Origin of the sequence: Psychrobacillus glaciei (genome assembly GCF_008973485.1) — a bacterium.
GTDB classification, from domain to species: domain Bacteria; phylum Bacillota; class Bacilli; order Bacillales_A; family Planococcaceae; genus Psychrobacillus; species Psychrobacillus glaciei.
The window spans coordinates 3,297,501-3,323,564 of record NZ_CP031223.1; the positions used below are offsets into that span (position 1 = coordinate 3,297,501).

The 26,064-nt window shown below is 36.3% G+C and carries 27 protein-coding genes (1 of these 27 cut by a window edge); 6 read left to right on the top strand and 21 right to left on the bottom strand.

Annotation, left to right across the window (positions count from 1 at the left end; translation table 11 throughout):
- The 3 genes from perR to bcp form a co-directional block, all read right to left on the bottom strand.
- Nucleotides 1-252 carry the 5' portion of a peroxide-responsive transcriptional repressor PerR gene (gene perR, locus PB01_RS15690; protein WP_151701052.1) on the bottom strand. Its footprint begins 192 nt before the window's first position, so the window shows 252 of its 444 coding nt (coding positions 1-252); it begins with the start codon at nucleotides 250-252; its stop codon lies off the left edge, out of view.
- Between the two features lie 112 nt (nucleotides 253-364).
- On the bottom strand, nucleotides 365-1,309 hold the full coding sequence (locus PB01_RS15695) for a D-2-hydroxyacid dehydrogenase (RefSeq protein WP_151701053.1): 945 nt from the start codon (nucleotides 1,307-1,309) through the stop codon (nucleotides 365-367).
- Nucleotides 1,310-1,312: 3 nt separating this feature from the next.
- Nucleotides 1,313-1,795 (bottom strand): thioredoxin-dependent thiol peroxidase, encoded by a 483-nt coding sequence (bcp, locus tag PB01_RS15700; protein WP_151701054.1) that lies wholly within the window; start codon nucleotides 1,793-1,795, stop codon nucleotides 1,313-1,315.
- A gap of 128 nt (nucleotides 1,796-1,923) precedes the next feature.
- On the opposite strand from bcp, the gene PB01_RS15705 reads away from it, so the two are divergent.
- Both PB01_RS15705 and PB01_RS15710 read left to right on the top strand, forming a co-directional pair.
- Nucleotides 1,924-3,219 carry a glutamate-1-semialdehyde 2,1-aminomutase gene (locus PB01_RS15705; RefSeq protein WP_151701055.1) on the top strand — a complete coding sequence of 432 codons (1,296 nt, stop codon included), beginning with the start codon at nucleotides 1,924-1,926 and terminating at the stop codon, nucleotides 3,217-3,219.
- Nucleotides 3,220-3,241: 22 nt separating this feature from the next.
- On the top strand, nucleotides 3,242-4,324 hold the full coding sequence (locus tag PB01_RS15710) for an FUSC family protein (RefSeq protein WP_151701056.1): 1,083 nt from the start codon (nucleotides 3,242-3,244) through the stop codon (nucleotides 4,322-4,324).
- A 435-nt stretch (nucleotides 4,325-4,759) separates the two neighbouring features.
- Here PB01_RS15710 and PB01_RS15715 read toward each other — a convergent pair whose 3' ends face one another.
- The 11 genes from PB01_RS15715 to mutY all read right to left on the bottom strand — a co-directional run bounded on the left by PB01_RS15715 (nucleotide 4,760) and on the right by mutY (nucleotide 16,362).
- Nucleotides 4,760-5,488, bottom strand: a complete 729-nt coding sequence (locus PB01_RS15715; protein ID WP_151701057.1) for a hypothetical protein — start codon at nucleotides 5,486-5,488, stop codon at nucleotides 4,760-4,762.
- Between the two features lie 397 nt (nucleotides 5,489-5,885).
- Nucleotides 5,886-6,773, bottom strand: coding sequence for an ABC transporter permease (locus tag PB01_RS15725; protein WP_225986279.1), 888 nt, complete (start codon nucleotides 6,771-6,773; stop codon nucleotides 5,886-5,888).
- A 24-nt stretch (nucleotides 6,774-6,797) separates the two neighbouring features.
- Nucleotides 6,798-7,802, bottom strand: coding sequence for an ABC transporter permease (locus PB01_RS15730; protein WP_151702078.1), 1,005 nt, complete (start codon nucleotides 7,800-7,802; stop codon nucleotides 6,798-6,800).
- Between the two features lie 67 nt (nucleotides 7,803-7,869).
- On the bottom strand, nucleotides 7,870-9,513 hold the full coding sequence (locus PB01_RS15735; protein ID WP_151701060.1) for an ABC transporter substrate-binding protein: 1,644 nt from the start codon (nucleotides 9,511-9,513) through the stop codon (nucleotides 7,870-7,872).
- Nucleotides 9,514-9,553: 40 nt separating this feature from the next.
- Nucleotides 9,554-10,522, bottom strand: coding sequence for an ABC transporter ATP-binding protein (locus PB01_RS15740; RefSeq protein WP_151701061.1), 969 nt, complete (start codon nucleotides 10,520-10,522; stop codon nucleotides 9,554-9,556).
- Nucleotides 10,497-11,516 (bottom strand): ABC transporter ATP-binding protein, encoded by a 1,020-nt coding sequence (locus PB01_RS15745; protein ID WP_151701062.1) that lies wholly within the window; start codon nucleotides 11,514-11,516, stop codon nucleotides 10,497-10,499. The genes PB01_RS15740 and PB01_RS15745 overlap by 26 nt, the downstream gene beginning before the upstream one ends.
- Before the next feature lie 240 nt (nucleotides 11,517-11,756).
- Nucleotides 11,757-13,505: an ABC transporter ATP-binding protein gene (locus PB01_RS15750; RefSeq protein ID WP_151701063.1), complete on the bottom strand. Its 1,749-nt coding sequence runs from the start codon at nucleotides 13,503-13,505 to the stop codon at nucleotides 11,757-11,759.
- Between the two features lie 59 nt (nucleotides 13,506-13,564).
- Nucleotides 13,565-14,104 carry a nucleoside tri-diphosphate phosphatase gene (ntdP, locus tag PB01_RS15755; RefSeq protein ID WP_151701064.1) on the bottom strand — a complete coding sequence of 180 codons (540 nt, stop codon included), beginning with the start codon at nucleotides 14,102-14,104 and terminating at the stop codon, nucleotides 13,565-13,567.
- 137 nt (nucleotides 14,105-14,241) lie between these two features.
- Nucleotides 14,242-14,508: a gamma-type small acid-soluble spore protein gene (locus PB01_RS15760; RefSeq protein ID WP_151701065.1), complete on the bottom strand. Its 267-nt coding sequence runs from the start codon at nucleotides 14,506-14,508 to the stop codon at nucleotides 14,242-14,244.
- Between the two features lie 39 nt (nucleotides 14,509-14,547).
- Entirely contained in the window at nucleotides 14,548-15,294 is a 747-nt protein-coding gene (gene fabL, locus PB01_RS15765; RefSeq protein ID WP_151701066.1) for an enoyl-[acyl-carrier-protein] reductase FabL, read from the bottom strand.
- A 3-nt stretch (nucleotides 15,295-15,297) separates the two neighbouring features.
- A complete protein-coding gene (gene mutY, locus PB01_RS15770; RefSeq protein ID WP_151701067.1) occupies nucleotides 15,298-16,362 on the bottom strand; it encodes an A/G-specific adenine glycosylase in 1,065 nt (354 codons plus the stop codon).
- A gap of 123 nt (nucleotides 16,363-16,485) precedes the next feature.
- Between mutY and PB01_RS15775 the strand changes: the two genes are divergently transcribed.
- On the top strand, nucleotides 16,486-17,466 hold the full coding sequence (locus tag PB01_RS15775) for a metal-dependent hydrolase (RefSeq protein WP_151701068.1): 981 nt from the start codon (nucleotides 16,486-16,488) through the stop codon (nucleotides 17,464-17,466).
- 943 nt (nucleotides 17,467-18,409) lie between these two features.
- Here the strand turns inward: PB01_RS15775 and PB01_RS15780 are convergent.
- The 3 genes from PB01_RS15780 to recX are packed head-to-tail and all read right to left on the bottom strand — an operon-like array spanning nucleotide 18,410 to nucleotide 19,812.
- Nucleotides 18,410-18,676 carry a YfhJ family protein gene (locus tag PB01_RS15780; RefSeq protein WP_151701069.1) on the bottom strand — a complete coding sequence of 89 codons (267 nt, stop codon included), beginning with the start codon at nucleotides 18,674-18,676 and terminating at the stop codon, nucleotides 18,410-18,412.
- Nucleotide 18,677: 1 nt separating this feature from the next.
- On the bottom strand, nucleotides 18,678-19,007 hold the full coding sequence (locus PB01_RS15785; RefSeq protein WP_151701070.1) for a YfhH family protein: 330 nt from the start codon (nucleotides 19,005-19,007) through the stop codon (nucleotides 18,678-18,680).
- Nucleotides 19,000-19,812, bottom strand: a complete 813-nt coding sequence (gene recX / locus PB01_RS15790; protein WP_151702079.1) for a recombination regulator RecX — start codon at nucleotides 19,810-19,812, stop codon at nucleotides 19,000-19,002. Before recX ends, PB01_RS15785 begins: the two co-directional genes overlap by 8 nt.
- Nucleotides 19,813-19,910: 98 nt before the next feature.
- Here recX and PB01_RS15795 point away from each other — a divergent pair, with 98 nt between their 5' ends.
- Genes PB01_RS15795 through rlmD form a run of 3 tightly spaced genes read left to right on the top strand, consistent with a single transcriptional unit; the run spans nucleotide 19,911 to nucleotide 23,088 of the window.
- A complete protein-coding gene (locus PB01_RS15795; RefSeq protein ID WP_151701071.1) occupies nucleotides 19,911-20,807 on the top strand; it encodes a TIGR01777 family oxidoreductase in 897 nt (298 codons plus the stop codon).
- Between the two features lie 52 nt (nucleotides 20,808-20,859).
- The gene (locus PB01_RS15800; RefSeq protein ID WP_151701072.1) at nucleotides 20,860-21,666 is read left to right on the top strand and encodes a polysaccharide deacetylase family protein; all 807 of its coding nucleotides are present in this window, start codon (nucleotides 20,860-20,862) and stop codon (nucleotides 21,664-21,666) included.
- A 45-nt stretch (nucleotides 21,667-21,711) separates the two neighbouring features.
- Nucleotides 21,712-23,088, top strand: a complete 1,377-nt coding sequence (rlmD, locus tag PB01_RS15805) for a 23S rRNA (uracil(1939)-C(5))-methyltransferase RlmD (protein ID WP_151701073.1) — start codon at nucleotides 21,712-21,714, stop codon at nucleotides 23,086-23,088.
- Nucleotides 23,089-23,214: 126 nt separating this feature from the next.
- Here rlmD and PB01_RS15810 read toward each other — a convergent pair whose 3' ends face one another.
- The 4 genes from PB01_RS15810 to PB01_RS15825 all read right to left on the bottom strand — a co-directional run bounded on the left by PB01_RS15810 (nucleotide 23,215) and on the right by PB01_RS15825 (nucleotide 25,857).
- Entirely contained in the window at nucleotides 23,215-23,700 is a 486-nt protein-coding gene (locus PB01_RS15810) for a YflT domain-containing protein (RefSeq protein ID WP_151701074.1), read from the bottom strand.
- Nucleotides 23,701-23,935: 235 nt separating this feature from the next.
- Nucleotides 23,936-24,331: a hypothetical protein gene (locus PB01_RS15815; RefSeq protein ID WP_225986062.1), complete on the bottom strand. Its 396-nt coding sequence runs from the start codon at nucleotides 24,329-24,331 to the stop codon at nucleotides 23,936-23,938.
- Entirely contained in the window at nucleotides 24,328-24,774 is a 447-nt protein-coding gene (locus PB01_RS15820; protein WP_151701076.1) for a hypothetical protein, read from the bottom strand. Before PB01_RS15820 ends, PB01_RS15815 begins: the two co-directional genes overlap by 4 nt.
- 630 nt (nucleotides 24,775-25,404) lie before the next feature.
- Complete coding sequence (locus PB01_RS15825) at nucleotides 25,405-25,857, bottom strand: GNAT family N-acetyltransferase (protein ID WP_151701077.1); 453 nt, start codon at nucleotides 25,855-25,857, stop codon at nucleotides 25,405-25,407.
- Nucleotides 25,858-26,064 lie beyond the last annotated feature (207 nt).

Genomic DNA, 26,064 nt, shown 5'->3' on the forward strand with positions numbered 1-26,064 from the left:
AAATCTACTAGAAGAATCTCCGTATGTTAGCTCTTTTACAAGTCCTGCTTCTCTAAAAACACGCAAGTTATTATAGACAGTTGCAACACTCATACTTGGAAATTTACTTTCAAGCGCTTTATATATATCGTCCGCGGTTGGATGTGACATGGATTGGATGATAAATTCCAATATCGCATGGCGCTGAGGTGTAATTCGTACACCAGTTGATTTTAATGTATCTAAAGCATCTCTTAAATGTACTTCCGTCATCGCAATGCACCTCTCTTCATATTTACTATTAGTTTATAATCGTTATAATAAGTATAAAGAATGAAGGCATGAGCTGTCAAACTTTTAAAGTATAAGGAAATAAGAACCGTCCTTAGTATCCCTTTTCCAGATCAATCATATTCTCCATTCGATTGTTCCCCTCTATCCACTTCGACAAGTTTTTTGTAAATATATCTAAAGCCCTTACGACATATTGTGAGGAATGGCTAGAAACATGAGGAGAGACAATCACATTGTCCATCTTCCAGAAAGGATGTCCTTCTGGAAGTGGTTCGTTTTCAAAGACATCTAGCACTGCATACGCCATACACTCATCCTTTAGTGCCCGAAGCAGTTCTTCCTCTTTCACCACGTCGCCTCTTCCAAAATTCATAAAGATAGCTGTTCGCTTCATACAATGAAAATGCTCGTAAGTAAATAAATGACGAGTTTCTGTTGTGCTAGGCAAAATAGAAAGGACAATATCTGCAGTTGGAAGCAACTCATCCAATTGAGAAAAAGAAATCATTTCATTCATATAATTTGCTGATTCTCCACTTCTATTACACCCTATTGTATGAACACCAAAAGCTTGCAGAATTCTCGCTACTTCACCACCAATTGCTCCAGGACCTACTATTAATGCAGTTGCACCAAAGAGCTCAGATGAATTCACTTTTTTAGACCATTCAGCGTTTCTTTGATTTTCAGCAATTGTAGGAAGAGATTTTTTTATCGATAAAATATGAGCAAGAATCGATTCTGCCATAGGTGTTTTATGAATTCCTCTTACATTCGTCACAAGTATATTCCGATCAGCTATTTCCTTCAGTGGCATTTTTTCTAATCCAGCTGAAGCGACCATAATCCATTTTAAGTGGTGCGCTGATGCAATATGACATGCTTGCAAATCCTCGCCATAAGTAACGAATATATCTGCAGTTTTTAATGTTTCTTCATCAAATGGTTTTTGAAAGATAAATTCTGCATTCGGAAATTCTTCTATTAAATTTACTTGTTGATCAGGGTTAGGTAAAAAAGAAAATAATATCTTCATTTTTCATTCTCCATTGTTTAAAATATCTTTTAATGTTTTAAGTGCTTCTTCTACATGGCCATTTACTTTGACTTTGCGCCATTCCTTTACAATTGTTCCTGTTGGATCAATTAAAAAGGTAGATCGTTGGATTCCCATATATTCTTTACCGAACATCTTTTTCAAACCCCAGACACCGTAAGCTTCCGATACTTCATGTGTATCGTCGATTAATAATGAGAAGGGTAAACCATGCTTTTGGATAAACTTTGTATGTGCTTTTTCATCATCGGCACTTACACCTAAAATGACAGCATTCAATTCACTAAAAGCATCATGTGTATCTCTAAAATCACATGCTTCCGTCGTACAACCTGGAGTCGAATCTTTAGGGTAGAAATAAAGTAAGACATATTTCTTTCCTGCAAAATCATTTAACGAGATTATTTCCCCACGCTCATTTTTCAATGAAAATTTAGGTGCAATCATTCCTTCAAGTATTTGCATATAAATATTCCTCCCTCTATTACTGACTCTATCGTATCGAAGTTTACCAGTTTGTTCAATTTTTCTTTCGCATTTTTCATTAAAATTGACTACAATAGATAAAGACAAATTAAGCGGAGGTTTTACAAGTGGAACGGATTTTATCTGAACAAATACATGCAGAAGCACTCAAACATATCGTAGGTGGCGTGAACAGCCCCTCTAGATCCTATAAAGCTGTGGGCGGAGGAGCTCCAACCGTTATGGATAGAGCGGAAGGTGCTTATTTTTATGACGTCGATGGCAATAAATATATCGATTATTTAGCTGCATACGGCCCTATCATAACAGGTCACGCACATCCACATATTACAGAAGCAATCACAAGAGCAGCACAAACAGGATTACTTTATGGAACACCAACAAAACATGAAGTATCATTTGCTAAAATGTTAAAAGAAGCTATCCCTTCCATGGATAAAGTACGTTTTGTAAACTCGGGTACGGAAGCTGTTATGACAACTATTCGCGTAGCCAGAGCTTATACAGGAAGAACGAAAGTAATGAAGTTCGCGGGATGTTACCACGGACATTCGGACTTAGTGTTAGTTGCAGCTGGATCAGGCCCCGCTACACTTGGTACTCCTGATTCTGCAGGTGTTCCTAAAGCGATTGCCGAAGAAGTTATTACAATTCCATTTAATGATCCAAAGGCATATGAAGCAGCAATGGAAAAATGGGGAGAAGAATTAGCTTGTATTCTGGTTGAACCAATAGTAGGGAATTTCGGAATGGTAGAGCCTAATGAAGGATTCCTACCGTTAGTTCACAAGATGGCAAAAGAAAAAGGCACTTTAGTTGTATATGATGAAGTAATTACAGCCTTCCGTTTTCATTATGGAGCTGCGTCAACCATGCTCGACCAAAAACCTGATTTAACTGCTCTTGGGAAAATTATTGGTGGAGGTCTTCCAATTGGAGCTTACGGTGGTAAAAAAGAAATAATGGAACAAGTTGCACCACTTGGACCTGCTTACCAAGCGGGAACTATGGCCGGAAATCCAGCTTCTATGCAAGCGGGCATAGCTTGTCTAGAAGTTTTACAAACTCCTGGAGTTTATGAGGAACTTGATAGACTTGGCGCCGTTTTAGAAGTTGGTATTTTAGATGCTGCTAAAAAAAATAATATAACAATTACGATTAATCGTATAAAAGGTGCTCTTTCTGTTTATTTTACGGACGTAAAAGTAGTAAATTATGAACAAGCAGAAGCTACAGACGGAGAGATGTTCGGTAAGTTCTTTAAGCTAATGCTTGAACAAGGAATCAACCTTGCACCTTCCAAATACGAAGCATGGTTTATAACAACTGCTCATACAGAAGATGATATAAGAGAAACGATTATTGCCGTGGATCATGCATTCGGTCAGTTGCAACAATTATGAATGAAATGAAAGGTAGGATTAAATGAAATTAGGAGCTCGCGTATTTAAAACTGGAGTAGCGATCGTTTTCTCGTTATTCATTGCGGACTTACTCCAGCTACCTAGTCCTGTCTTTGCAGGAATAGCTGCGATTTTTGCAATTCAGCCTTCTATTTATAGATCCTATTTGACTGTCATTGAGCAAGTACAATCTAATCTAATTGGAGCAGCAATAGCCGTTATTTTCGCTCTAGTTTTTGGGAATCATTTTATAGCGGTAGGATTCGCTGCAATTATTGCAATTATGATTATGCTAAAATTCAAACTTGAAAAAACAATTTCTTTAGCACTTGTAACTGTAATTGCAATAATGGAAGTGCAAAGCGATGCCTTTATTACATTCGCATTAATAAGATTCTCTACCATTCTTGTAGGTGTTATATCCGCATTTATTGTTAATTTAATATTCTTACCTCCCAAGTTTGAAACGAAACTATTCAATGCGATTCACTATACGCAAGATGAAATTATTCGTTGGATTCGAATTGCTGTTAGACAGGCTTCCGATCACAGTTCTACTAAACAGTCAATCAACCACCTAAAAGGTCGTCTTAGTAGAATCGATCAAATTTATTTATTTTTTAAGGAAGAACGCGGTTATACAAAAAATGCCATTCATACAAAAGGTCGAAAGTTAGTTGTTTACCGCGAACTAATCACTACGTCCTACAAAAGTTTGGATGTCTTAAAAAGGTTGCATCTCCATGAAAATGAACTTTTAAGACTTCCAGAGCATTTTCGAATGATGATAAAAGAACGGTTAGATGCTCTTTTGACCTACCATGAACAATTACATTTGAAATTCATCGGGAAGTTAAAACCAGAACATATGGATTGGAATGGGTCTGAAGCATTTATGCAGAGGCAAGAAGTGATGGATATCTTTGTACAACAAATTGCATTGACTCGTATTGAAGAAGAATTTTCAACTTACCATTTACTTCATTTATTATCATCTATTTTAAAATACGAAGAGCAATTAGAACATATCGACACACTAATTACTTCCTATCAAAACTTTCATCACTCGGAGTTAACTGTTCAAATAGAAGAAACTCCTTACTAAGAAAAATGCTAGTGTCCTTTAAGTGCATCTTGTCTTTACTATTTCCTGAGTGCTTTGGACTAAACATTGGCTACACTATTACCTTTAGGGCTATGGATCGTGAAGTGACTACGTCACTTCACGATCCATTTTTTACATTAATCTTATTGCGGGTGTTTGTCCGTTGCCCTCTTGGTGTATCTAAAGACATGATGTATTAGGTTTGGTTAATGATAGATTAGAAACTTTTCAATTCTTTTAAAAGCGGACGAAGATTCAATTTCGTCCGCTCAACGCTTCTTTATTAATAGATGGCTATCTATTTCTTTTTAGTGTCAAGTCTAATGAGAAAAAGCTTTTTAGAATTCAAGAATTGCATAACCAGGTCCATTGTTTAACACTTTATGGCACTTGGAGACCAATTGCACTGGAACCGAGACTAATCCAATTCAAAGATTAGTTCTCTGATACTAATCTTACAAATTCAGCATAACTCGGAAAAGAGTCCGATTCAGGAATTTCATTATATGAATAATTTTTAAAAACTCCTACTATATCTAGTTGACCATCTTCAGGTAATGTATCTAATTTGTCGCCCAATGATTTTCTTAATTCTTCATCATTTTTAATATCAAAGAAGATACTTCCTTTTTCAAATTGCCATAACGTGTGTGGCATGGTCTCTAAATTCTCACTCACTATTAAGGAATATTCAATTCCTCTACGAATAATGGAGCCTTTGACTTCGAATTCACCAGCGAATTTTATAAAATAAGCTGTTGCGTCATTAATTGCTTCCGTTTTTACATCTGAAACAATTAGATCAGCGATTTGGTTATTCATTTTTACTTGATCGGGAGAAAAAATACTTAAAGTACTGGCAATGGTACGATTATTCGAAATAGGAAATTCAAATACCTTCTGATAACGATTAATTATTTCTTTATGACTCTCATTTTCGAATTGTAATGAAGTTACTTTATTAGTAAATTGATCATTTTCCCTAGATGCTTCCAAGTTAGCTATTTTTAAATCTATTTCTAATTCCTCTTTAGCTACTAATAATTTTGCATTTTCTTTCTTTAATTGCTCGTTTTCTTGTTTTAAATCATTCTCAGACCCATCATTAGAACATCCACTCATATTCAATATAGAAAGTATGATAATCACATATAAATATTTCATATACACGCTCCCAGTTTCAGCTAGTCATCGTTTTTCATAATCCATTCGTTGTAAACCTGCAACCCGTTAGTTTAATAAGTTCACAAATCAGCATGATTTCCACTATCGGCGGACGCTTCAATCAATAAAGAATTAAGTATTGTTCTTGTTTTAATAACTAAATGCTATTTATGAAATTAACTTACATTAAAAAATAAATCTTCTAATTTTTCAAGTTCCGTTTCACTTATTTTTGCAGATACGATAGGACCTCTTATTTTAAATATTACGTATAGTTTCTCCGGTTCAAAAACAAGAGTTGTTAGATTTAAAAGAAAAGACTGTAGATAAACTCGATTTTCATCTAGTTTGTCTACAGTCTGAAATGTGTCACTTAGATATCTAGCCGACACATTTTTTAATTTTTCATGCGAGGATCAAGTGCATCACGTAGGCCATCACCCATTAAGTTAAACCCTAAAACAGTTAACATGATTGAAATTCCCGGAAAAAACATTGTCCATGGTGCAGTACGTAAAACGACTCGGGCATCCGCTAACATTTTTCCCCATTCTGGTGCTGGTGCTTGTGCCCCTAATCCAAGAAACCCTAAAGCAGCTGCTTCAATTATAGCCGACGCAATAGCTAGCGTACCTGCCACAATTACAGGAGCCATGGAATTAGGCAAAATATGAGAAAACAAAATACGTATATCTTTCATTCCAATTGCTTTCGCCGATGTTATGTATTCCTCTTCTTTAATACTCAATACTTTTGAACGAATGAGTCGACCAAAGTTAGGAATATTAATGATAGCAATTGCGATTAATGCATTTCGTAAAGATGGACCTAACACAGAAACAACCGCAATAGCCAATAATATACTCGGAAATGCTAGCAGTATATCAAAAGTTCGAGATATAATCATATCTACCCATTTCCCATAGTAACCTGCAATTATACCTAAAATACTACCAACGACAACTGATCCAACTACAGAGAAGAAACCAACTCCAAGTGAAATTCTTGCTCCGTGAATAACACGTGAAAAAATATCACGGCCAAAGTCATCCGTACCAAACCAATACTTACTAGAAGGGGGTAACAGACGATCCTTTAAAAGCTGATCATTTATGCCTTGTGGTGCTAATAAGGGTGCACAAATTGCCAAGAATATGAAAAAAAGAACAATCACTGCTCCAACAAGTGCAACTTTGTTTTTACTAAAGCTCCGCCAAGCATCTAACCAGGGACCGGTCGTTTTCTCTGGAAGCGTGACGGCATTAATAGGCGGATTCGGAACCATTTCAGACATATCTCTTCCTCCTTTTTAGTCGTATTTAATCCTCGGATCGATAAGGCCATATAAAATATCCACGAAAAGATTAATCATGACAAAAATAAACGCTACAATTAATATTCCTGATTGAATGACTGGATAATCTCTGAACTGTATAGCTTCATAAATGTATCTACCTATTCCCGGCCAACTAAATATGGTTTCTGTTAATATCGCTCCTCCAAGTAACAGCCCCATTTGAAGACCTATGACGGTTAATACTGGAATAATCGCATTTTTTAACGCATGTTTATAAACAACCCAAAACATCTTTTGTCCTTTTGCTCGTGCAGTTCGAACGTAATCCGTTCGCATTACCTCAAGCATACTAGATCTTGTCATACGAGCAATAATAGCCATTGGGATAGTGGCAAGTGCAATGCCTGGCAAAACTAAATGCTTCAATACCTGTCCTAACTGATCGAATCGGCCATTTAGAATAGTATCAAGTACATACAAGTTTGTCATAGCGGAGACAGGATTCCTTGCTTCCTCTCTTCCAGATGTAGGAAGCCAATGAAGTTCAATTCCAAAAAGCCATTGCTCCATTAAACCTAGCCAAAAGATAGGCATAGATACGCCAATTAATGCTATTACCATCGCCAAATAATCAAACCAAGAATTTTGGAACCAAGCTGAAATAATCCCTGCATTAACGCCAATAACTACTGCAATAAGTATAGCGAAGAATGCTAATTCAAAAGTAGCTGCTAAATAAGGCCATACTTCCTTCGTAACAGGTTGAACCGTTCGCATCGATTCCCCTAAATCTCCTTTAAAAAGACCAACTAAATAATTGAAATATTGCGTATACCAAGGATTGTTCAAACCAAGCTTTATTTCTAAAGCTTCTATCGCTTCTTTCGATGCTAGCTGCCCTAATATAACTTGAGCTGGGTTTCCGGGTATAGCTCGAATAATCATAAAGACTAGAAAGGTCATACCGAGCAAAACGGGAATTAATTGTAATAGTCTTTTTCCGATATAGTGAAGCATTGTCTTCACCTCTCTCATATAAATAAGAAAAGGGAGAAATCACGAAGACCTCTCCCCTTCAAGCTTATTACTTAAAGTCGACGTAAGTTAACTTATCAGAACCAGTAGGATGTGGTTTGAAGTTTATCAAATCCGCTTTCCCAGCAAGTAATGGAGTTGAATGAGCAAGTGGTACCCAAGGAGCATCTTCAAAAATAATTTCTTGAGCTTGCTTATACAAATCAATACGTTTATTCTCGTCTACTTCTGTTTGAGCTTCTATTAGGAGCTTGTGTAAGTCTTTGTTGTCATAATAAGCGTAGTTATTGCTTCCAATATTGTCACCGTCAAGTAGTACGTAGATGAAGTTATCTGCATCTCCGTTATCACCAGTCCAACCAAGCATGAATGCATCTGCTTCTCCGTTACGAGCTTTTTCTAAATAGGTTGCCCATTCGTACGAAACGATTTTTGCTTTAATGCCAATATCGGCTAAGTTCTTCTGAATAACTTCTGCAACTTTTGCTCCATCTGGCATATATGGTCTTGGAACAGGCATTGCCCATAGTTCCATTTCAAATCCATCAGCAAGTCCTGCTTCTGCTAAAAGTTGTTTTGCTTTTTCTGGATTGTATTCATATCCAGGGATATCATCATTGTATCCACTAATAGATGATGGCATTGGGTTTTTGGCAATTTCTGCACGCCCTTCGAAAAATGCATCAATGATCGATTGTTTGTCAATTGCATAGTTCATTGCTTGTCGTACTTTAACATTGTCAAATGGTGGACGAGTATTTGTTAATCCAAGGTATCCAATATTCATAGATGGTCGTTCGAATAATTGTAAATTAGGATCTCCCTCTACCGTTTTTCCATCTGCTGGGTTTACTCCATCAGCTAAGTCAATAGCCCCAGAAAGTAGATCATTTAAACGAGCTGAGTTATCTGGAATTGCACGGAACACAATTTTGTCTAGCTTTGGATAACCCTTTTCCCAATAACCATCAAATTTTTCAATTGTAACCGAATCATTACGTTTCCATTCAACAAATTTGAATGGACCAGTTCCTACTGGATTGTCACCAAATTTATCTCCATCTTTTTCAAATGCAGTTGGACTTGCAATACCAAATGGACTCATTGCAATATTTTTTAAGAATGGAGCTTGTGCACGTGTAAGTTTAAAAACAACCTTATTGTCGCCATCAGCAGTAACGGAAGCGATTACGTGACCTTCATCCCCTTTAAAGCCACCAAACATAGATCCATAATACGGAAATTTGTCATCTGAACCGTTTGCCCAGCGTTCAAAGTTTTTCACTACAGCATCTGCGTTAAAGTCTGTTCCATCATGGAATTTTACCCCTTCACGCAAAGTAAATGTATAAGTTAGTCCATCATCTGATGGTTCCCATTTTGTTGCTAATCCTTCATGAATCGTTGTATCTTGTTCCCCAAAGTTTAACAGTGTTTCAAAAATGTTTTGAGTAACTTTGAAAGATTCCCCATCTGTTACAGCAATAGGATCTAATGAAACAGAATCCCCACCACGACCAAAGATAAGTACTTTGTTGCCTGTAGATACAGACTCACCCTTAGAAGTTTCTTTATTATCTTTACTCGTGTTCTCTTTGCTATCTGAAGAATCATCAGAAGAACATGCGGCAAGCACTACAGTAACCGCCAACATCATTAATAGCAAAAATGGCCATATTTTCTTTTTTCTCAAATTTACCCCTCCGTAAATTATATTATCAATGTTGCTCTGCCTATTTGTATAAATGGCAGGCAACAAAATGACCTGGCTTCACTTCTTCAAGTTTCGGTACAACGTTTGTACAAACATCCATTTTAAAAGGACATCGTGTATGAAAAGTACAACCTGTTGGTGGGTTAGAAGGGCTTGGAATATCTCCTTCTAATATAATTTGCTCCCTTTTAAACTTTGGGTCGGGAACAGGAACCGCTGAAAGTAATGCTTTTGTATATGGATGTAGAGGCTCTGCATACAATGATTCACTAGTAGCTAGCTCTGCCATTTTACCTAAATACATGACGCCTACACGATCACTTATATGACGCACAACCCCTAGGTCATGCGCGATAAAGATATACGTTAACTTTAGTTCTTTCTGTAAGTCTTGCATTAGATTGAGTACTTGCGCTTGAATAGACACATCAAGTGCTGAAACTGGCTCATCCGCAATGATGAGCTTTGGATTTGTCATCAATGCTCTTGCAATACCTATACGTTGGCGTTGCCCTCCACTAAATTGGTGTGGATATCGTTTCGCATGATAACTGCTAAGCCCTACAATTTCTAAAAAGTCATATACTTTCTTTTTACGACTTTTAGCGTTTCCAATGTTATGAACAATGAGAGGTTCCATTAAAATTTTCTCAACCGTATGTCTCGGATTTAAAGAAGCATATGGATCTTGAAAAACCATTTGGATTTCTCTTCGTGCTTTTCTCATCTCAGAACTAGAAATACTCGTTAGATCTTTTCCATCAAAGGTTACTTTACCTTCTGTCGGCTCTAGTAATCTCATAAGCATGCGCCCGGTAGTAGATTTACCGCAACCGGACTCTCCTACAATTCCTAATGTTTCACCCTCGTTTACATAAAAAGACACATCGTCCACAGCTTTTACAAAACCAGTTTGTTTTCCTAACAATCCCGAATTAGTAGGAAAGTACTTTTTTAACCCTTCAACTTGTAGCAGCGGTTTTGTCATTTACTCCTACCTCCTTCTCATCGAATAAGAAGCATCTCGTTTTATGTCCGGTAGATGTTTCGTATAAAGAAGGACTTTCTTCCGTACAACGCCCAAACACAGAATCACAACGTGCTGCAAATCGACAGCCATTCTTTATCGTACCTGGCTTTGGAACATTTCCTGGAATCGAATACAGTCGCTGCTTTTTATACCGCATATCAGGAACAGAAGCGAGTAACCCCTTTGTATATGGATGTTGAGGATTATTAAATATTGTTTCAACTAATCCTTCTTCTACAACTTTCCCTGCATACATCACAACAACCCGTTGACACGTTTCTGCGACAACTCCTAAGTCATGTGTTATTAATATAATCGCTGTATTTAAGCGTTCATTCAATTCTCTCATTAGCTTTAATATCTGAGCTTGAATCGTTACATCAAGAGCAGTCGTTGGCTCATCCGCAATAAGCACTTTTGGATCGCATACTAATGCCATAGCAATCATTACACGTTGTCTCATACCACCAGAAAGTTGATGTGGATAGTCTCTCATTAGCTCTTCTGCTCTCGGTAATCCTACTAGTTTTAACATTTCTACTGCTCTTGCTTTGGCTTGTTTTTTACTCCATTCCTTTTTATGTAAAGTAATCGCTTCCATTAATTGGTTTCCAATTGTAAATAAAGGATTTAATGATGTCATAGGTTCTTGAAATATCATTGCTACTTCATTCCCACGAATAGTTCGCATTTCTTTTTCAGTAAATTTCGTTAAATCCTTCCCTTTAAATAAAATTTGACCATTCGTAATTTTTCCTGGTGGACTAGGAACTAGCCCCATTATCGAAAGCGATGTAACACTTTTCCCACAACCTGACTCTCCTACAATTCCAAGGACTTCTCCTTCTCTTACATGAAAGTCGATATAATCTACGGATGGAATAACACCATCATCTGTGAAAAAGGAAGTTTGAAGATCTTTCACTTCTAAGATAATTTCACGTTCCTGCATGATGACCCCTCTTTTCGTAACAATCCGAATTTTCTAATTTTTAAAGTGCTATACTAGACATTTTACACACTTTATTGACTTATGCAATACCTTTTTAAAAAGTCATATGCCTTTTTACTTAGACATCATCCAAATATACCTGTATTTTCATACATTTTATTAGTTATCCATCCAATACTTAGTTATACCAAAAAACACCCAATAAGTATGAGTTTACTTATCGAGTGCTTTTTATTTGTTTTACTTATCTAATTGTTGTATTTGAAAGAGGTTATAATATACACTTTTTTGGCTCATTAAAATAGTATGATTCCCATTTTCAACAACTTCTCCATTTTCGATAACAAATATATTATCTGCATGCGTTATAGTCGAAAGTCTGTGAGCTACTATTATTGTTGTTCGATTCTTCGCCAATCGTTCTAACGAATCTTGAATTAATGATTCGCTCTCTAAATCTAATGCGGATGTTGCCTCATCTAGAACCAAAATCGTAGGGTTCTTTAAAAACACTCGTGCAATTGCTACACGTTGCTTTTGTCCACCAGAAAGTTTTACTCCACGTTCTCCCACTTTCGTCTCATAGCCTTCTGGTAACTCCATGATAAAATCATGTGCATTAGCCGCTTTTGCGGCTTCAATTACTTCTTCATCGGAAGCATTTGGATTTCCCATTAATATATTCGTTTTAACTGAATCGCTAAATAAAATATTGTCTTGTAATACGATTCCAATATGTTTTCGTAGTGATTCAATCGTTACGTCACGTATATCTTTTCCATCAATTTGTACACTGCCACTTGTTACGTCGAAAAATCTAGGAATTAGACTAATTATCGTCGATTTCCCTCCACCACTCATCCCAACAAATGCTACTGTTTGTCCGGCATTTACATGGAAATCCACATTATTTAATATCGTATTTCCATCTTTCTCGTATTGGAAAGACACATTCGAGAAAGTGACATCTCCTGTAGAGTCCTCTAAAATAGAAGCGCCTTTTTTATCGACTATATCGTATTCTTCATCCATTAACTCAAATACTCGATCCATCGATGCAAAAGCTTGTGTTAATGTCGTAGATGAATTAACTAAACGTCGCAGTGGACTATATAAACGTTCAATATATGCTACAAAAGCGGCCATCGTCCCGACCGATAGTCCATTATAGATTGCTTCATACCCAGCAAATGCTATCACAAGTAGCGGTGCTATATCTGTTATTGTATTTACAACAGCAAATGCCTTTGCATTCCAAATCGTTTGATCCACCGCTTTGTCTAAAAATTCTCCATTTGCTTTATCAAATAGTTTTTGTTCATGTTTCTCTAGTGTAAATGTTTTGATAATGCTCATACCTTGAACACGTTCATGTAAATAACTTTGTACTCCTGCAAGTGCTTGCGAACGTTTTCTTGTAAGATCACGTAATTTACCAAAAAAGTACTTCACACTAAATGCGTAAAATGGAAATGCTAGCAATGTAACAAGCGTTAACTTCACATTCATAGTTAACATAATTCCAATGGCAATTAAAATGGTTGCTAAATCTAACCAAACGTTCATTAAACCGATCATAACAAAGTTTTTCGTTTGTTCTACGTCATTAATAACCCTTGAAATAACTTCACCTGCACGTGTATTTGAGTAATATTTTAAGCTTAGTTTTTGGAGATGAATATATAACTTTTGACGAATATCATATAGTATTTTGTTACTCACTAATTGTGCCAAATATTGTCGATAATACTCGATTGGTGGACGAACGATTAAAAAGATTAAGGAAGTTCCTCCTAGCCAATAAACTAGTTGATGCATTTTTTCTTCTGATGTTAAGCCCTTTCCTCCAATAATATCGTCAATAACGATTTTTATAAGGAGTGGTATAAATAAAGGAATGGCAAATTTTATAATGCCAATGACGATTGTTATAAATATTTGTACATTATACGGTTTTACAAATTGCATATATCGCTTAATCGAACCCATAACATTACTTCCTTTCCAAATCAGAAAAACCTGTTGTATGTATTCAACAGGTTTTCCGTCTACTCATTTAGCTGTTTATAAAATTGATAACGACTTGTCCATGCCTCGATAAAATCGGGAGCAAAAGGACCTCTTTTTTGCTTTATCCACGAAATAAGTTTTTCAACATTACGATCCAGAATACCATCTATCTCTTTAGGATAATTCATTTCCATCTTATGCTGTTCGTATTCATCTTCATCTAAAATTGTATAGGTCATGTCTGGAAAAACCTTTACATCTAAATCATAATCAATATACTTTAACCGTTGATTATTATAGACAAACGGTGAACTCATATTGATGTAGTAATATACTCCATCTTCTCGGAGCATACAAATAATGTTGAACCAAAGTTCTGCATGAAAGTAACAAATGGAAGGCTCTCTTGTAATCCAGGTTCTACCATCGGCCTCTATTACAAGTGTACGTTCATTTGCGCCAATGACAATATTTTTGGTTCCTTTTAAAATCATCGTTTCCTGCCAGACACGGTGGATACGGCCGTTATGTTTGTAGCTATGGATTTGTATAGTTTCTCCTTCTGTTGGAATCGCCATGATTTAGCCACCTTTTCATCAAGCGCAAAATTGAATTTTAAACTTATTTTCTTATTATAGCAATCCATTCCAAAAAACTGTAGTAAAAAAATCAGCGAGGGCAAAAAGCCCTCGCTGATTTCGGTGAATCCATGCAATTATTTTGTTTGGTTAAAAGAACTACTAGCTTTTTGTTTTTTCATCTCAGCTTGTTGGTTTTGTTGTTTTACTTGTTGAATATCAGTTTCTGAAGCAAACTCTGTTGATTTGGATTGACTTTGAGATTGAGCGCTTTGAGATGATTGACGATTTTGTTCTTTTACCTGTTGAACATCAGTTTCAGATGCAAACTCAGGGGTTTTGTATTGATTTGCATTTGGTTGTTTACTGTTATTCTTTTTCATGGATTTCACCTCCGTACACATATATCATGTGCACTTCTAATGATTATATTCATGCTATTTTTACAATTTTAATGATCTTCCGCCATCAACAATAATCGTTTGTCCACAAATCATAGATGAGTCATCGGATAATAAAAACATGGCAGTTTTCACCATATCCTCTATTTCCACCATTCTTCCTGCTGGCGTATTTACACGTGCATCCTCTAATAACGCTTCACGATTAGGAAAATGTGTTAAAGCTTCCGTATCTAATGCTCCTCCAGAAACAGTGTTAACGATAATTCCTTTTGGAGCTAATTCTACTGCTAAATATTTTGTAATGGATTCTATAGCTGCTTTTGATACCCCAACTGTTGTATAGTTTTCTAAGTAGCGAATCGAACCGAGCGAGCTAATTCCAAGAATTTTCCCACCATGATTCATTAATTTTGCTGCTTCTTGTGCACCAAAAAGCATTGCTTTTGCGTTAATATTCATTGTCCAATCCCAATGGGACTCTTCTAGTTCCATAATGGGACGTAACACGCCAGAAGCCGCATTACTTACAAATACATCTAATTGTCCAAATTCTTCTTTAATTGTTTCAAACATTGCTCGTAATTTTTCTACATCTCCAACATTCGCACGAACAAGGAGTGCTTTTCTTCCAAGAGCTTCTATCTCTTGCACCGTTTCAAGTGCAGCTGTTTTGCTTCTTGCATAGTTTACAACGAGATCGTATCCATTCCTTGCAAGCTCGATAGCGATTGCTTTTCCTAATCCTCTACTACTTCCTGTTACTAGTGCAACTTTGTTTGTCATCATTATTTACAAATTCCTTTCTTTCCATGCGTTCCAAATTTTCAAAACTGGAACAGGCATCGGTTGATTTACAATTTCTTCTCTTGTAAACCATTTACAATTTATCGGTAACTCCATATCATCTTTTAACCTTGCTTCATAACTTTCCATTTCCCATGTTAGATGGGAAAAAATATGTTTAAAGGTAATTATCTCTTTACCTTTTTCAATTCTTATTTGGTAATCATGCTCGATTAATTCTTCGATTGTATGGGAAGTAGTCGGGAGTTCTACCATCGGAAATTGCCACATACTCGCCAGTAAACCTTTAGAAGGACGTTTTTCGAGTAAAATTTTTCCGTCTTTTGTCTCAATGACTACTGCCTTCATTTTATGTAATTTCGTTTTTTTGTTACTCGTTTTAATCGGCAATTCCTCTTGCATCCCTTCAAAAAATGCAGTGCAAAATTCCCTTACTGGGCAAAGTAGACATTTGGGTTTTGTTGGCGTACATATTAATGCACCAAGCTCCATCAATCCTTGATTGAGTGAAGAGGGATTTTCTTCGTCGATTAATTCCATCACAGCTTCTTCAAATATTTTTTTTGATTTTGGTTTTGCAATATCTTCTTTTATTAATAAAAGCCGGGAAAGCACACGCATTACATTTCCGTCAACTGCATGTTCTGGCACACCGTATGCAATACTAAGAACTGCTCCAGCAGTATATGGACCAACGCCTTTTAGAGTAGATATTTCTTTTCTAGTAGATGGAACGACACCATGATATTCTTCTATCACTTCTTTTACTCCGGCTTGTAAGTTCCGAGCTCTTGAATAATACCCTAAACCTTCCCATTCTTTCAGCAGTTCCTCTTCCTCTGCATTCGCAAGTGATTCAAGCGAAGGATATTTTGTGAGAAATCTTTCATAATAAGGAATAACAGTATCTACCTTTGTTTGTTGAAGCATCACTTCCGAAACCCAAATTTTATATGGGTCTTTTGTTTTTCGCCATGGCAGGTCACGTTTTTCTTCTTCGAACCAAGAGACTAAGGCATTACTTACTTGTTTTTTATATAAATCGTTCAATTTAAAATCCTTCCTTGCGATTACTGACAAGAATAATCGGGTATATAATAGTGTGGACTTTGTTATTTTTCTTTTTTTATTTTATGATGAAAATAACTTGTTGTCCAAAAAGGAGTTGGTCGAATGGATACAGGTACTCATATCGTAATGGGCATTGCCCTTGGAGGATTAGCACTGGCTGATCCAGTTGTTGCAAGTAGCTCCATAACTACTGCTGCAGTTATTGCTGGCACAATTATCGGTTCACAAGCGCCTGATCTAGATACCGTTTTAAAACTACGCAATAATGCGGTGTATATTAGACATCATCGTGGAATTACACATTCCATACCCGCTGTTATTTTATGGCCTTTGCTTATTTCGTCTGTTATATGGTTATTCGTACAAGATGCAAACTTTCTTCATCTATGGCTATGGACCTTTTTAGCTGTTTTTTTGCATGTGTTTGTCGACATTTTTAACTCTTATGGAACCCAAGCTATTCGACCTTTTTCAAGGAAATGGGTAGCACTTGGTGTGATTAATACATTTGATCCGATTATTTTCGGATTGCACGTAGTGGGGCTACTATTTTGGATGTTCGGTGCAAACCCTGTACCTACGTTTCTTATTATGTACGCAATCATCTTTTGCTATTACATATTACGTTTCGCCGTTCAATCTGCGGTTAAAAATGCCGTGAAAAGAACTATTCCAAATGCAAAACAAATAATAATTGCACCTACGATGAAGTTTTTTCAGTGGCGAGTAGCCGCTAATTCAGAAACGTACCATTATGTTGGCAGAGCATACGGTCGATCCATTACGATTTACGATAAGTTCGAACGTGTTCCACTTCCTGACTCGGAATTAGTTAAAGCAGCTTTGAAAGATAAAAATTTAAGCGCTTTTGTTTCTTTTTCGCCTATCTATCGATGGGAAATTACGGAACTTGACCATATATACGAAGTACGCTTAATCGATTTAAGGTATAGAAGTAATGATTACTACCCATTTGTAGCAGTAGCTCATCTAAATGAAAAGTTAGAAATTGTTAACTCGTATACTGGGTGGATATTTAGCGAAGATAAACTGCGTAAGAAACTTGATTTTATGCCTAATTAAGGAAAATGCAAGATTTCTTTAAGTGCACCTGGTCTTTACTATTCCCAGAGTGCTTTGGACGAAACATCGACTACACTATTACCGTTGGAATTGTGTAGCTGGAAGTGACTGCGTCACTTCCAGCTACACTTTTTTTCAGTAATCTTGTGGCAGATGTTTATCCGTCGCCCTCTTAAAATATGTAGAGACCTGGTGCATTAGGTTTGGATAATGAGAGATTAAATACTTTCCCAATCTTTTAAAAGCGGACGAAGATACAATTTCGTCCGCTCAGCGCTTCTTTAATAAGGGATGCCATCTATTTTTCTCTAGTTCCACCTACTCTAATCATACACCCACTAACTCGTGTATACTATGTACGGAGAACTAAAAAAATCAAGATTAAAACCTTGAAATTATACTATAAATCCTTACTTTTACTGGACTTCTAGCATCCAAGAATCATATACTTTTGTATGAAAACAATGGCTTTAGTGAAACCTGAGCCATGGTAGTTTCTTATCTCTTAAAAACAATAGTATCTGTTATTTCACAACGATGACAAGATGGCATGATCACTATGTTTACATAAACTAATTCTATCCTTTTAGCGAAAGATGGGCAAATCTTCTTGTTATGTACTACTCACTTAATGGATTGTAGTGAAAGGTGGCGACTCCAGCGGAAGGCCAACAGGATGTTGGTCACGAAGGCGTTGCCACACGATGTGGCGATCTTAGCCTTTGTTCCTCTGTGAGATAGATGAGACATCACAAGCGACGCGAATGCGGCGGTGATGACTCATCGCTCACCCCGCGGAACGCGTCTACCTGAAACGGAAATCCTCTGTATTATTTAATTCTCCAAAAGTACTATGAACACTGGTTTCTCAGGATGATAATCAATAAACTTTCTTATTCTTTTATAAAGAGAAACGCCAGGATATTTTAGGTACTAGCTTTTTTTAGTTTAGAAAATCATCCACTTCAAGAAGATGCTTGTACTTTTCATTAGAGCTTGCAAATTCATGAAGCTGGTCTCCATAGCCTTCAATCCATTTTTTAATAACCATTTCGGTTACCGCTGCTCCTTTATAATCATAACCTGCTCGAGCATAGGATGATTCGAAATCTGACCAAAGAAGCTCAATCCAAGTTCGTGCTTTCGAGGCAGATAACTGTTCGTTTTTTTCAATTAATTGTGTTGTTAATGCATCTATTTTATCTTGCATGTTATTTTCCTTCCTTTAAAGGCTGTAGTAGAGATATCGGTAATGCTTCTTCATACTTAGCTCCGCCCAATCTATATCCCCAAGCAAATCTTCCTTTAAGGTACTCCACTTGAAAGAACATCCCGGGATCACTAGATATTCGGTACATTTCGCCAGGTTTAATAGAAGCTGGATCAGTTAAGAATGCTTGTGCCATCGTTGCTTTTCTTTCGTAAACAGCATACTCATTTACAATTCCTAATTGTTCTGCTTTTCTGGCTTTCTCTTTTAAATTTGCAATTTCTGTTCGTAATTCATGTTCAGCCATTTCACTATATTTTTTCTCACTCATCTTGTTGTTCCAACTCCTTTTTTTCAATATACAAATCGATTTGTTCTCCAGGAAATCCCTTTTGAAAAAGCGCTGTTTTTACCCGCTTTTTCAAATCATATCCCGAATATTTGGATGCATACTTTCTCCAAACTTTATCTGCTTGCGTGGCAATAATATCTTCCCATTCTTCCTGTTCTTTTTCCAATTCAAAGGAGTTTAAAGCTTGGGAGATAATGGTGAAATTATATCCTTTTCTTTGCAGCGAATCTTGTACTTTTTGTTTTACTTGCCTTGGTGTCTTATCAGCGTTTTGGTTTATAATTTTTTCGGTTAGTGTCCGAGCAATCGTAAGTTGTTCATCCTCAGAATAAGTTGCTAGTACTTCGTCTTGAAGATCTCTCTCAATTCCTTTTTTCTTTAATTCTTGTCGGATAGCTGTAGGACCCTTTTTACTGTTTTTCTTTTGTGTATTCACTAAAGCTTTTGTAAAGCTTTCGTCATTTAAAAATCCATGCTCATATAGTTTGCGAACTGCTTCTAAAATAACCGCTTCACCAAATTCACTCATTTGCAACTTCTGCTTTACTTCATGTTCACTTCTCATTCGATAACTTAAAAAGTTGATTGCTTTATTATAAGCCTTTCTTACTTCATCATCAAAAACGATTTCATCAATTGTAAAAGCTTCTATCACTTTCCCTTTTGCAAGCTGATACTTAATAAGAACTGCTTCGTCTACACTAAAAGCATATTTTTCATCCAAATATAAGTTATATCGTTCATTATTGTTTTTTTGACGACCTATTTTTGTAATAATCGGCATGACTAAACCTCTCCATTCCACATCTATCATTATAGCGTATATATTCATAGGTGATAACTGCGAGGCATGCTAAGATATCTTTAAGGGAGGTTTGGATAATGAAAGTCGCAATTACTGGCGGTACAGGATTTGTGGGAAGAGAACTGACGAAGCTTCTTGTGCAAAAAGGACATCATGTTTTTATTTTATCTCGTTCAACAAATAATATATCAAATGACACAACAACTATTGGATGGTTAGCAGGAAATTCTCAACCTGAAAAAAAATTAGAAGGAATCGACGCATTCGTCAATCTGGCTGGTGAATCTATTAATAATGGTAGATGGACAGTAGAGCAAAAAAAGAACATTTACGACAGTCGTATGCAAGCAACCGATGAAGTACTTCGAATAATTAAAGCTTTGAAACTCAAACCTAAAGTTCTCGTAAATGCTAGTGCAATAGGAATTTATCCGGCCTCTGAGGACAAAATATATACAGAAAACTCACCTACAATCGGAACGGACTTTCTAGCAAAAACCGTTCATGATTGGGAGAAAAAAGCTATGTCAGCCGAACAATTAGGCATTCGAGTAGCTTATGGAAGATTCGGCATTATTCTTGGAAAAAATGAAGGTGCTCTCCCTCTGATGGCACTTCCATATAAAATGTTTGTCGGAGGACCAATTGGATCTGGTCAAAACTGGATGTCATGGGTTCATGTGAAAGATGTTGCGAATGCTTTACTTTTTGCAATTGAACATGATTTACAAGGTCCTTTTAATGTAGCTGCTCCACATGCAAAAAGGATGAATGAATTCGGAAAAACGCTCGCAACTGTGTTAAAAAGACCATATTATCTCCCTGTTCCTTCTTTCGCTTTAAAACTAGCACTCGGCGAAAAAAACCAACTCGTAATAGAAGGGCAACACGTACTACCAACAGTTTTATCGGAAAATGGGTTTAATTTTGAATTCCCTGATTTGACAAATGCCTTAAACGATATTTATAAATGAATAAATGAAACTGTCTAGCGCAACCTATTTAAAAAGAAAGGTTGCGTTTTTTATGTGGAAATATCATGTGTTTGGAATAGTATTAGCAGCTTTTGTCTTAAGTATGGGATTTTTCTATCAGCCGTTCTCTGCACAATCAAAAGAAATACATTGGGGATTAAAAAAAGCGACAAAGGAAGTACCTGCAGAAGCCGGAGCCGAGTTGGATGCAATGCTTGAAAAACATGGAGCAGTTTATAAAGGCTCCCCCGATAAAAAAATCATTTATTTCACTTTCGATAATGGCTATGAAAACGGATATACAGAGAGTATTTTAGACACGCTTAAACAAGAAAATATTAAAGCCACGTTCTTTCTAACTGGCCATTATTTAGAGAGTGCCGCACCACTTGTAAAAAGGATGATTGAAGACGGTCATCAAATAGGAAACCATTCATATGGGCATCCAAACTTAGCTAGACTTTCAAAAGATGAGGTGAAAAAAGAACTACAAAAGTTTGACCAACGTTTAAGTGAATTAACTCCGTTAAAAAGAACAACTGTGACTCGACCACCTGAAGGTATTTTTAATGAACAGGTATTAGAAGCTGCAAACGAAATTGGCTATCAGCATATATTTTGGTCTGTCGCATTTATTGATTGGCATCGAGATCAGAAAAAAGGCGGTAAATACGCTTATGATCAATTAATGTCTCAAATTCACCCAGGAGCAATCATTTTAATGCATACTGTATCACCTGATAACGCAGAAGGTCTACCTATGTTTATCAAGGAAGCTAGAAAGATGGGTTATACATTTGGAACTCTAGATGAACTAAACATGAATAATCTGGATATTCCGCTTTCTTCCCAACAATGATTTTGTCCTTTATAATAGAAGGAAGATTATAAAGGACGTGAAGGAATGACAGAACTAGAAACAATTCAAGTTGGGCAACAATTCCCTTTAACGATAAAAAGACTAGGGATCAATGGAGAAGGCGTGGGCTTTTTCAAACGAAGTGCTATATTCGTAAAAGGGGCTTTACCTGGTGAAGTGATTACCGCAGAAGTAACAGTAGCCAAACCAAAATACGCGGAAGCAAGTATTAAAACAATCCGACAAGCATCTCCAGATCGAGTGACACCACCATGTCCAGTATATGATGCTTGCGGTGGGTGTCAGTTACAACATATGTCCTATGATAGACAGCTGATTGAAAAAAGAGATTTGGTCGTGCAAGCATTGGAACGCTATATAAAAGATCTAGCTCCAACAATTGAAGTTAGAAAAACCATTGGAATGGACAACCCATGGCATTACCGCAACAAATCCCAGTTTCAAGTAAGACCATTAGGCGATAAAGTAATCGCAGGATTGTATGCAGAAGAATCGAATATGTTAATCGACATTAACGAATGTGCAGTACAACATCCAGCTACAACACATATTACAAATGAAATAAAAAAATACTTGCAAGAGCTAAATATTCCTATTTACGATGGTAGAAACTCTAAAGGAATTGTCCGCACAATTGTCGTTCGAACTGGTATGAAAACCGGTCAAATCCAAGTGACGCTCGTTACAACACAAAAGAAAATGCCACATAAAGAAGAATTAGTACAAAAAATTCGTGCGATCGACGCTAATATTGTGTCCATCAGTCAGAATATAAATGCAGAAGATACATCGCTTATTTTTGGTGATACAACATTTAACCTGCATGGAAAAGAAACGATTCATGAAAAACTAGGGGAATTAGCTTTTGATTTATCTGCTCGCGCATTCTTCCAGTTAAACCCGGAACAAACCGAGCATTTATACAATGAAATCGAAAAAGCTGCGGCACTTACAGGAGTTGAAACAGTTGTAGACGCTTATTGTGGCGTTGGAACAATCGGCTTATGGCTTGCGAAAAACGCAAAAGAAGTTCGTGGTATGGACATTGTCGAAGAATCGATTAAAGACGCAAAAAGAAATGCAAAACGTAATGGCTATAAAAATACAACATATGTGCACGGTACTGCAAAACAATGGCTGCAAAAGTGGAAAAACGAAGAATTTGTTCCAGATGTATTAACAGTAGATCCACCGCGCGCTGGTCTTGACGACGAATTGCTTAAAACAATATTAGATATCAAGCCAAAACGGTTTGTTTATACATCATGTAACCCTTCTACCCTCGCAAAGGATTTAGAAGCGTTAACAAAAGTATATCATGTCAAATATATTCAACCAGTGGACATGTTTGCTCAAACAGCGCATGTAGAAGCGGTAACGTTGTTGGAATTAAAGAAATAAAATAACGAGACCAAGAATCAGTTGTTATTACCCTGGTCAGTTTCTCAATATATAAGAAAATAGAATTATAAAAACAAGGCCAATCCCCAGAAGGGATTAGCCTTGTTTTTTGTAGTTTTATTATAATTAATACCTTGTAGTTGAGTTTAGATCATTGTTAATAGATGAATCAGTTTTTCTTGCATTAGGATCCAACAATACAATTAGCTTTCCTTCATTAATATCCCGCTCATATTGATCTGCCTCATCTTCCGGAATCCCCATACCAATCAAAGCTCCAGCAAGTCCGCCTGTACCGGCACCGACTGCAATACCAGTTAATGTCGCAGCAATAGGACCTGCTGCCAAAATTGGTCCAATCCCTGGAATTGCGAGCGCTCCTACACCTGCCAATAATCCAGCGGTTCCGCCAAGAAGCCCTCCAGTTGCAGCACCAGCTGCAAGGCCTTCCTCCGTTTTGGTACCTGTTTCGGCATTGACTGCTTCTACTTCATCCCGGTCTTTTGCAACAAGTGAAATATCATTTCGGTCATAGCCTTGTGCCTTTAATTCCTCAATCGCTCTGATTACATCATCACCATTGTCATAGACTCCAATTACACGTTTATCCATACTGATCATCCTCCTATTCGAAAATATAAATCTACTAAATATATACCCGAAATAGTGGACATAAAACATAGGATGGCAAAAGTCAGCTTTGATTAACGTTCTTCAAGTAACGCGCAATTAGTTTTTTGGTGTTATTTGATATTAACATCAAAAATTTAATTTATTCTTCCTTCATTCCATTTCGGATTGTAGGGTTATTTATTAATTATTCTGTCAATTGAACGAATTACAATAGTTAATTGGCTTGCTTTTTTAAATTTTTCTTTAAAACAATCTTCTCTTCTTGGCCTTCCCAAGCTATGAATACATCGAAAGAATCATCTTTATTGTCTAGAAGAGGTTCATCTAAGCATCCTCGAATAAGTTCTTTATCTCCTTTAATATCATAATCAAAATACTGTTCACATCCTGAACCACGAGGATTTGTCTGTTTAAAAGTTATATTACTTTTTTGAATTTCACCAATGGATTGAATTTCTACAGATTGTTTCCTGACTTCCTTTTCGTTTTGAATAATCTTGTAAATAACTCTCCAATTAGTTGACTCACCTTCGTAAGTCAAAGTTTGTTCACTGCATCCGGTTAATAAAAATACTATTAAACAGCTTATTAATACGTAGTATCGTTTCATTTTTGATTCCCATAATGTTCAAACATCCCAACCATCAAGGTTAATCCGGCGACAAGGGATGGGATTCCAAGGATTCCAACAAAGTTTATATTCATTAACCAAATTGGAATGGGCACAGAAAAGTTACCCGGATCTGATGCAGTAGTTTGAACAATTGTATAAGTTACCGGATAATAAAAAGCAATAATGAAACATGGTACAGTTACACAGATTATTAACGGCCAATTCCATTTAACTGCCCGTACGTTTATGAAAAGTAATGAAATATAAACACCTATAACAAAAGCGGCAAAAGCATAATACCAAGTTATAGGGAGCATATGAAACGTAGTTGCAACATGATATCTTATTTTTAGCCCCAATTCATTACTGATAAGCAATAAAGCAATTAACCCAACAACCCATAATAAATTCCAAACATAAGGTGACCATTTTTTACGCATAAAATATCCTCCTTTTATCTATTATGTCTCCTTATTATCATATACATATTTGGATACGTTTGCATACAAGTATTATTAAAACATTTAGAATTTTACAGAATAATAAAAAGAACTACAAATCAACATGCTCTGCCTTCAATCTGTAGTGCTTACCTACTATAAAAAATCATGAACGCTGGTTTCTCTGCAGTAAGTGCTTTGAACGAAACATTGGCTACACTATTACCGTTAGAGTAATGGATTGTGGCGAATGTTTACTTTTCGCCCTTTTGGAATTTGTAAATACATGGTGCATTAGATTTGGTTAATGTGAGATTAGATACTTTCCTACACTTTTAAAAGCGGACGAAAAGTCAATTTCGTCCGCCCGGTACTTCTTTATCAATAGATACTACCTATTTTTTTGGTTACAGCCATATGCATGTACCATTTCCGCCATGTTTTTTCCAGTAATTGCAGCAAGACTTACCACTCGTTGCCAATGAGTTTACCAATCGGGTAAATTCAAGAATGTGCCATTTTACAACGTTAGGATTTTTGAAATATAAAAAAGCCTAACCCCTCTGTATCTTAAACGAGGAATAAGGCTTATGAACTTCCACAATCGCGCCGGTTGCTTAATAAACAGTATTAAATTTTCTTTTTAAAAAAGCTAAGGGATAATCGTTCTGTCACCATTTTCTTTCCTGTTTTTAAAAACCCGTTTTTCAAATAAAAGGTTACTGCTGGTTCATTTTTAGTGCCAGTTGCCACTATTATCGTTACACAATCCCCTTTATTTTTCTCAATAAAATCCAATAACTTAGAGGCAATTCCTTTTTTAAAGTGTTCAGGATGAACCATTAACCGATGTATATCAATTATACCTTTCTCTATTTTTATAGAAATGACACCGCATAGCTCTCTATTTATGTAATAGCCAAAGAAAGTCTCCCCAGATTGTTGCAATGTATCAATTGTGTCTTTTAAGGGTGGTATTTCATAAAAGTCAATTATTTTTGCTTCTACACTATAAGATCGCATTTGAATATTTAATACTTTTTTAGCAACTATAAGATTACTAATATCAACTTTTTCAATCAAATTAATTCCCCATTTACTTCTTAATATTAAGTGAAATTAACCAACTTTTAAAATACGGTTATTTAACAAGATTGCCCGATTGAAGCGCGGTTATTGAATGAAGTCAGCATACTTCGACTTTATTATATATTCGATTTGAGCGTCTTTTAATTCTTTTTCACCATAACTAATAAATCTTTAAACAAGTACATCAGCATTCCAATTTAT

Excerpts from the sequence above, each read along its gene's own strand:
- PB01_RS15695 (WP_151701053.1), bottom strand. The coding sequence starts at position 1,309 with ATGAAGATATTATTTTCTTTTTTACCTAACCCTGATCAACAAGTAAAT.
- PB01_RS15795 (WP_151701071.1), top strand. The coding sequence starts at position 19,911 with ATGAAAGTCGCAATTACTGGCGGTACAGGATTTGTGGGAAGAGAACTG.
- PB01_RS15730 (WP_151702078.1), bottom strand. The coding sequence starts at position 7,802 with ATGCTTCACTATATCGGAAAAAGACTATTACAATTAATTCCCGTTTTG.
- PB01_RS15800 (WP_151701072.1), top strand. The coding sequence starts at position 20,860 with ATGTGGAAATATCATGTGTTTGGAATAGTATTAGCAGCTTTTGTCTTA.
- rlmD (WP_151701073.1), top strand. The coding sequence starts at position 21,712 with ATGACAGAACTAGAAACAATTCAAGTTGGGCAACAATTCCCTTTAACG.
- PB01_RS15745 (WP_151701062.1), bottom strand. The coding sequence starts at position 11,516 with ATGCAGGAACGTGAAATTATCTTAGAAGTGAAAGATCTTCAAACTTCC.
- PB01_RS15820 (WP_151701076.1), bottom strand. The coding sequence starts at position 24,774 with ATGCGTAAAAAATGGTCACCTTATGTTTGGAATTTATTATGGGTTGTT.
- bcp (WP_151701054.1), bottom strand. The coding sequence starts at position 1,795 with ATGCAAATACTTGAAGGAATGATTGCACCTAAATTTTCATTGAAAAAT.
- PB01_RS15810 (WP_151701074.1), bottom strand. The coding sequence starts at position 23,700 with ATGGATAAACGTGTAATTGGAGTCTATGACAATGGTGATGATGTAATC.
- fabL (WP_151701066.1), bottom strand. The coding sequence starts at position 15,294 with ATGATGACAAACAAAGTTGCACTAGTAACAGGAAGTAGTAGAGGATTA.
- recX (WP_151702079.1), bottom strand. The coding sequence starts at position 19,812 with ATGCCGATTATTACAAAAATAGGTCGTCAAAAAAACAATAATGAACGA.
- PB01_RS15710 (WP_151701056.1), top strand. The coding sequence starts at position 3,242 with ATGAAATTAGGAGCTCGCGTATTTAAAACTGGAGTAGCGATCGTTTTC.
- PB01_RS15725 (WP_225986279.1), bottom strand. The coding sequence starts at position 6,773 with ATGGTTCCGAATCCGCCTATTAATGCCGTCACGCTTCCAGAGAAAACG.
- PB01_RS15740 (WP_151701061.1), bottom strand. The coding sequence starts at position 10,522 with ATGACAAAACCGCTGCTACAAGTTGAAGGGTTAAAAAAGTACTTTCCT.
- PB01_RS15780 (WP_151701069.1), bottom strand. The coding sequence starts at position 18,676 with ATGCAAGATAAAATAGATGCATTAACAACACAATTAATTGAAAAAAAC.
- PB01_RS15750 (WP_151701063.1), bottom strand. The coding sequence starts at position 13,505 with ATGGGTTCGATTAAGCGATATATGCAATTTGTAAAACCGTATAATGTA.
- PB01_RS15760 (WP_151701065.1), bottom strand. The coding sequence starts at position 14,508 with ATGTGTACGGAGGTGAAATCCATGAAAAAGAATAACAGTAAACAACCA.
- PB01_RS15775 (WP_151701068.1), top strand. The coding sequence starts at position 16,486 with ATGGATACAGGTACTCATATCGTAATGGGCATTGCCCTTGGAGGATTA.
- PB01_RS15715 (WP_151701057.1), bottom strand. The coding sequence starts at position 5,488 with ATGAAATATTTATATGTGATTATCATACTTTCTATATTGAATATGAGT.
- PB01_RS15815 (WP_225986062.1), bottom strand. The coding sequence starts at position 24,331 with ATGAAACGATACTACGTATTAATAAGCTGTTTAATAGTATTTTTATTA.
- PB01_RS15785 (WP_151701070.1), bottom strand. The coding sequence starts at position 19,007 with ATGAGTGAGAAAAAATATAGTGAAATGGCTGAACATGAATTACGAACA.
- ntdP (WP_151701064.1), bottom strand. The coding sequence starts at position 14,104 with ATGGCGATTCCAACAGAAGGAGAAACTATACAAATCCATAGCTACAAA.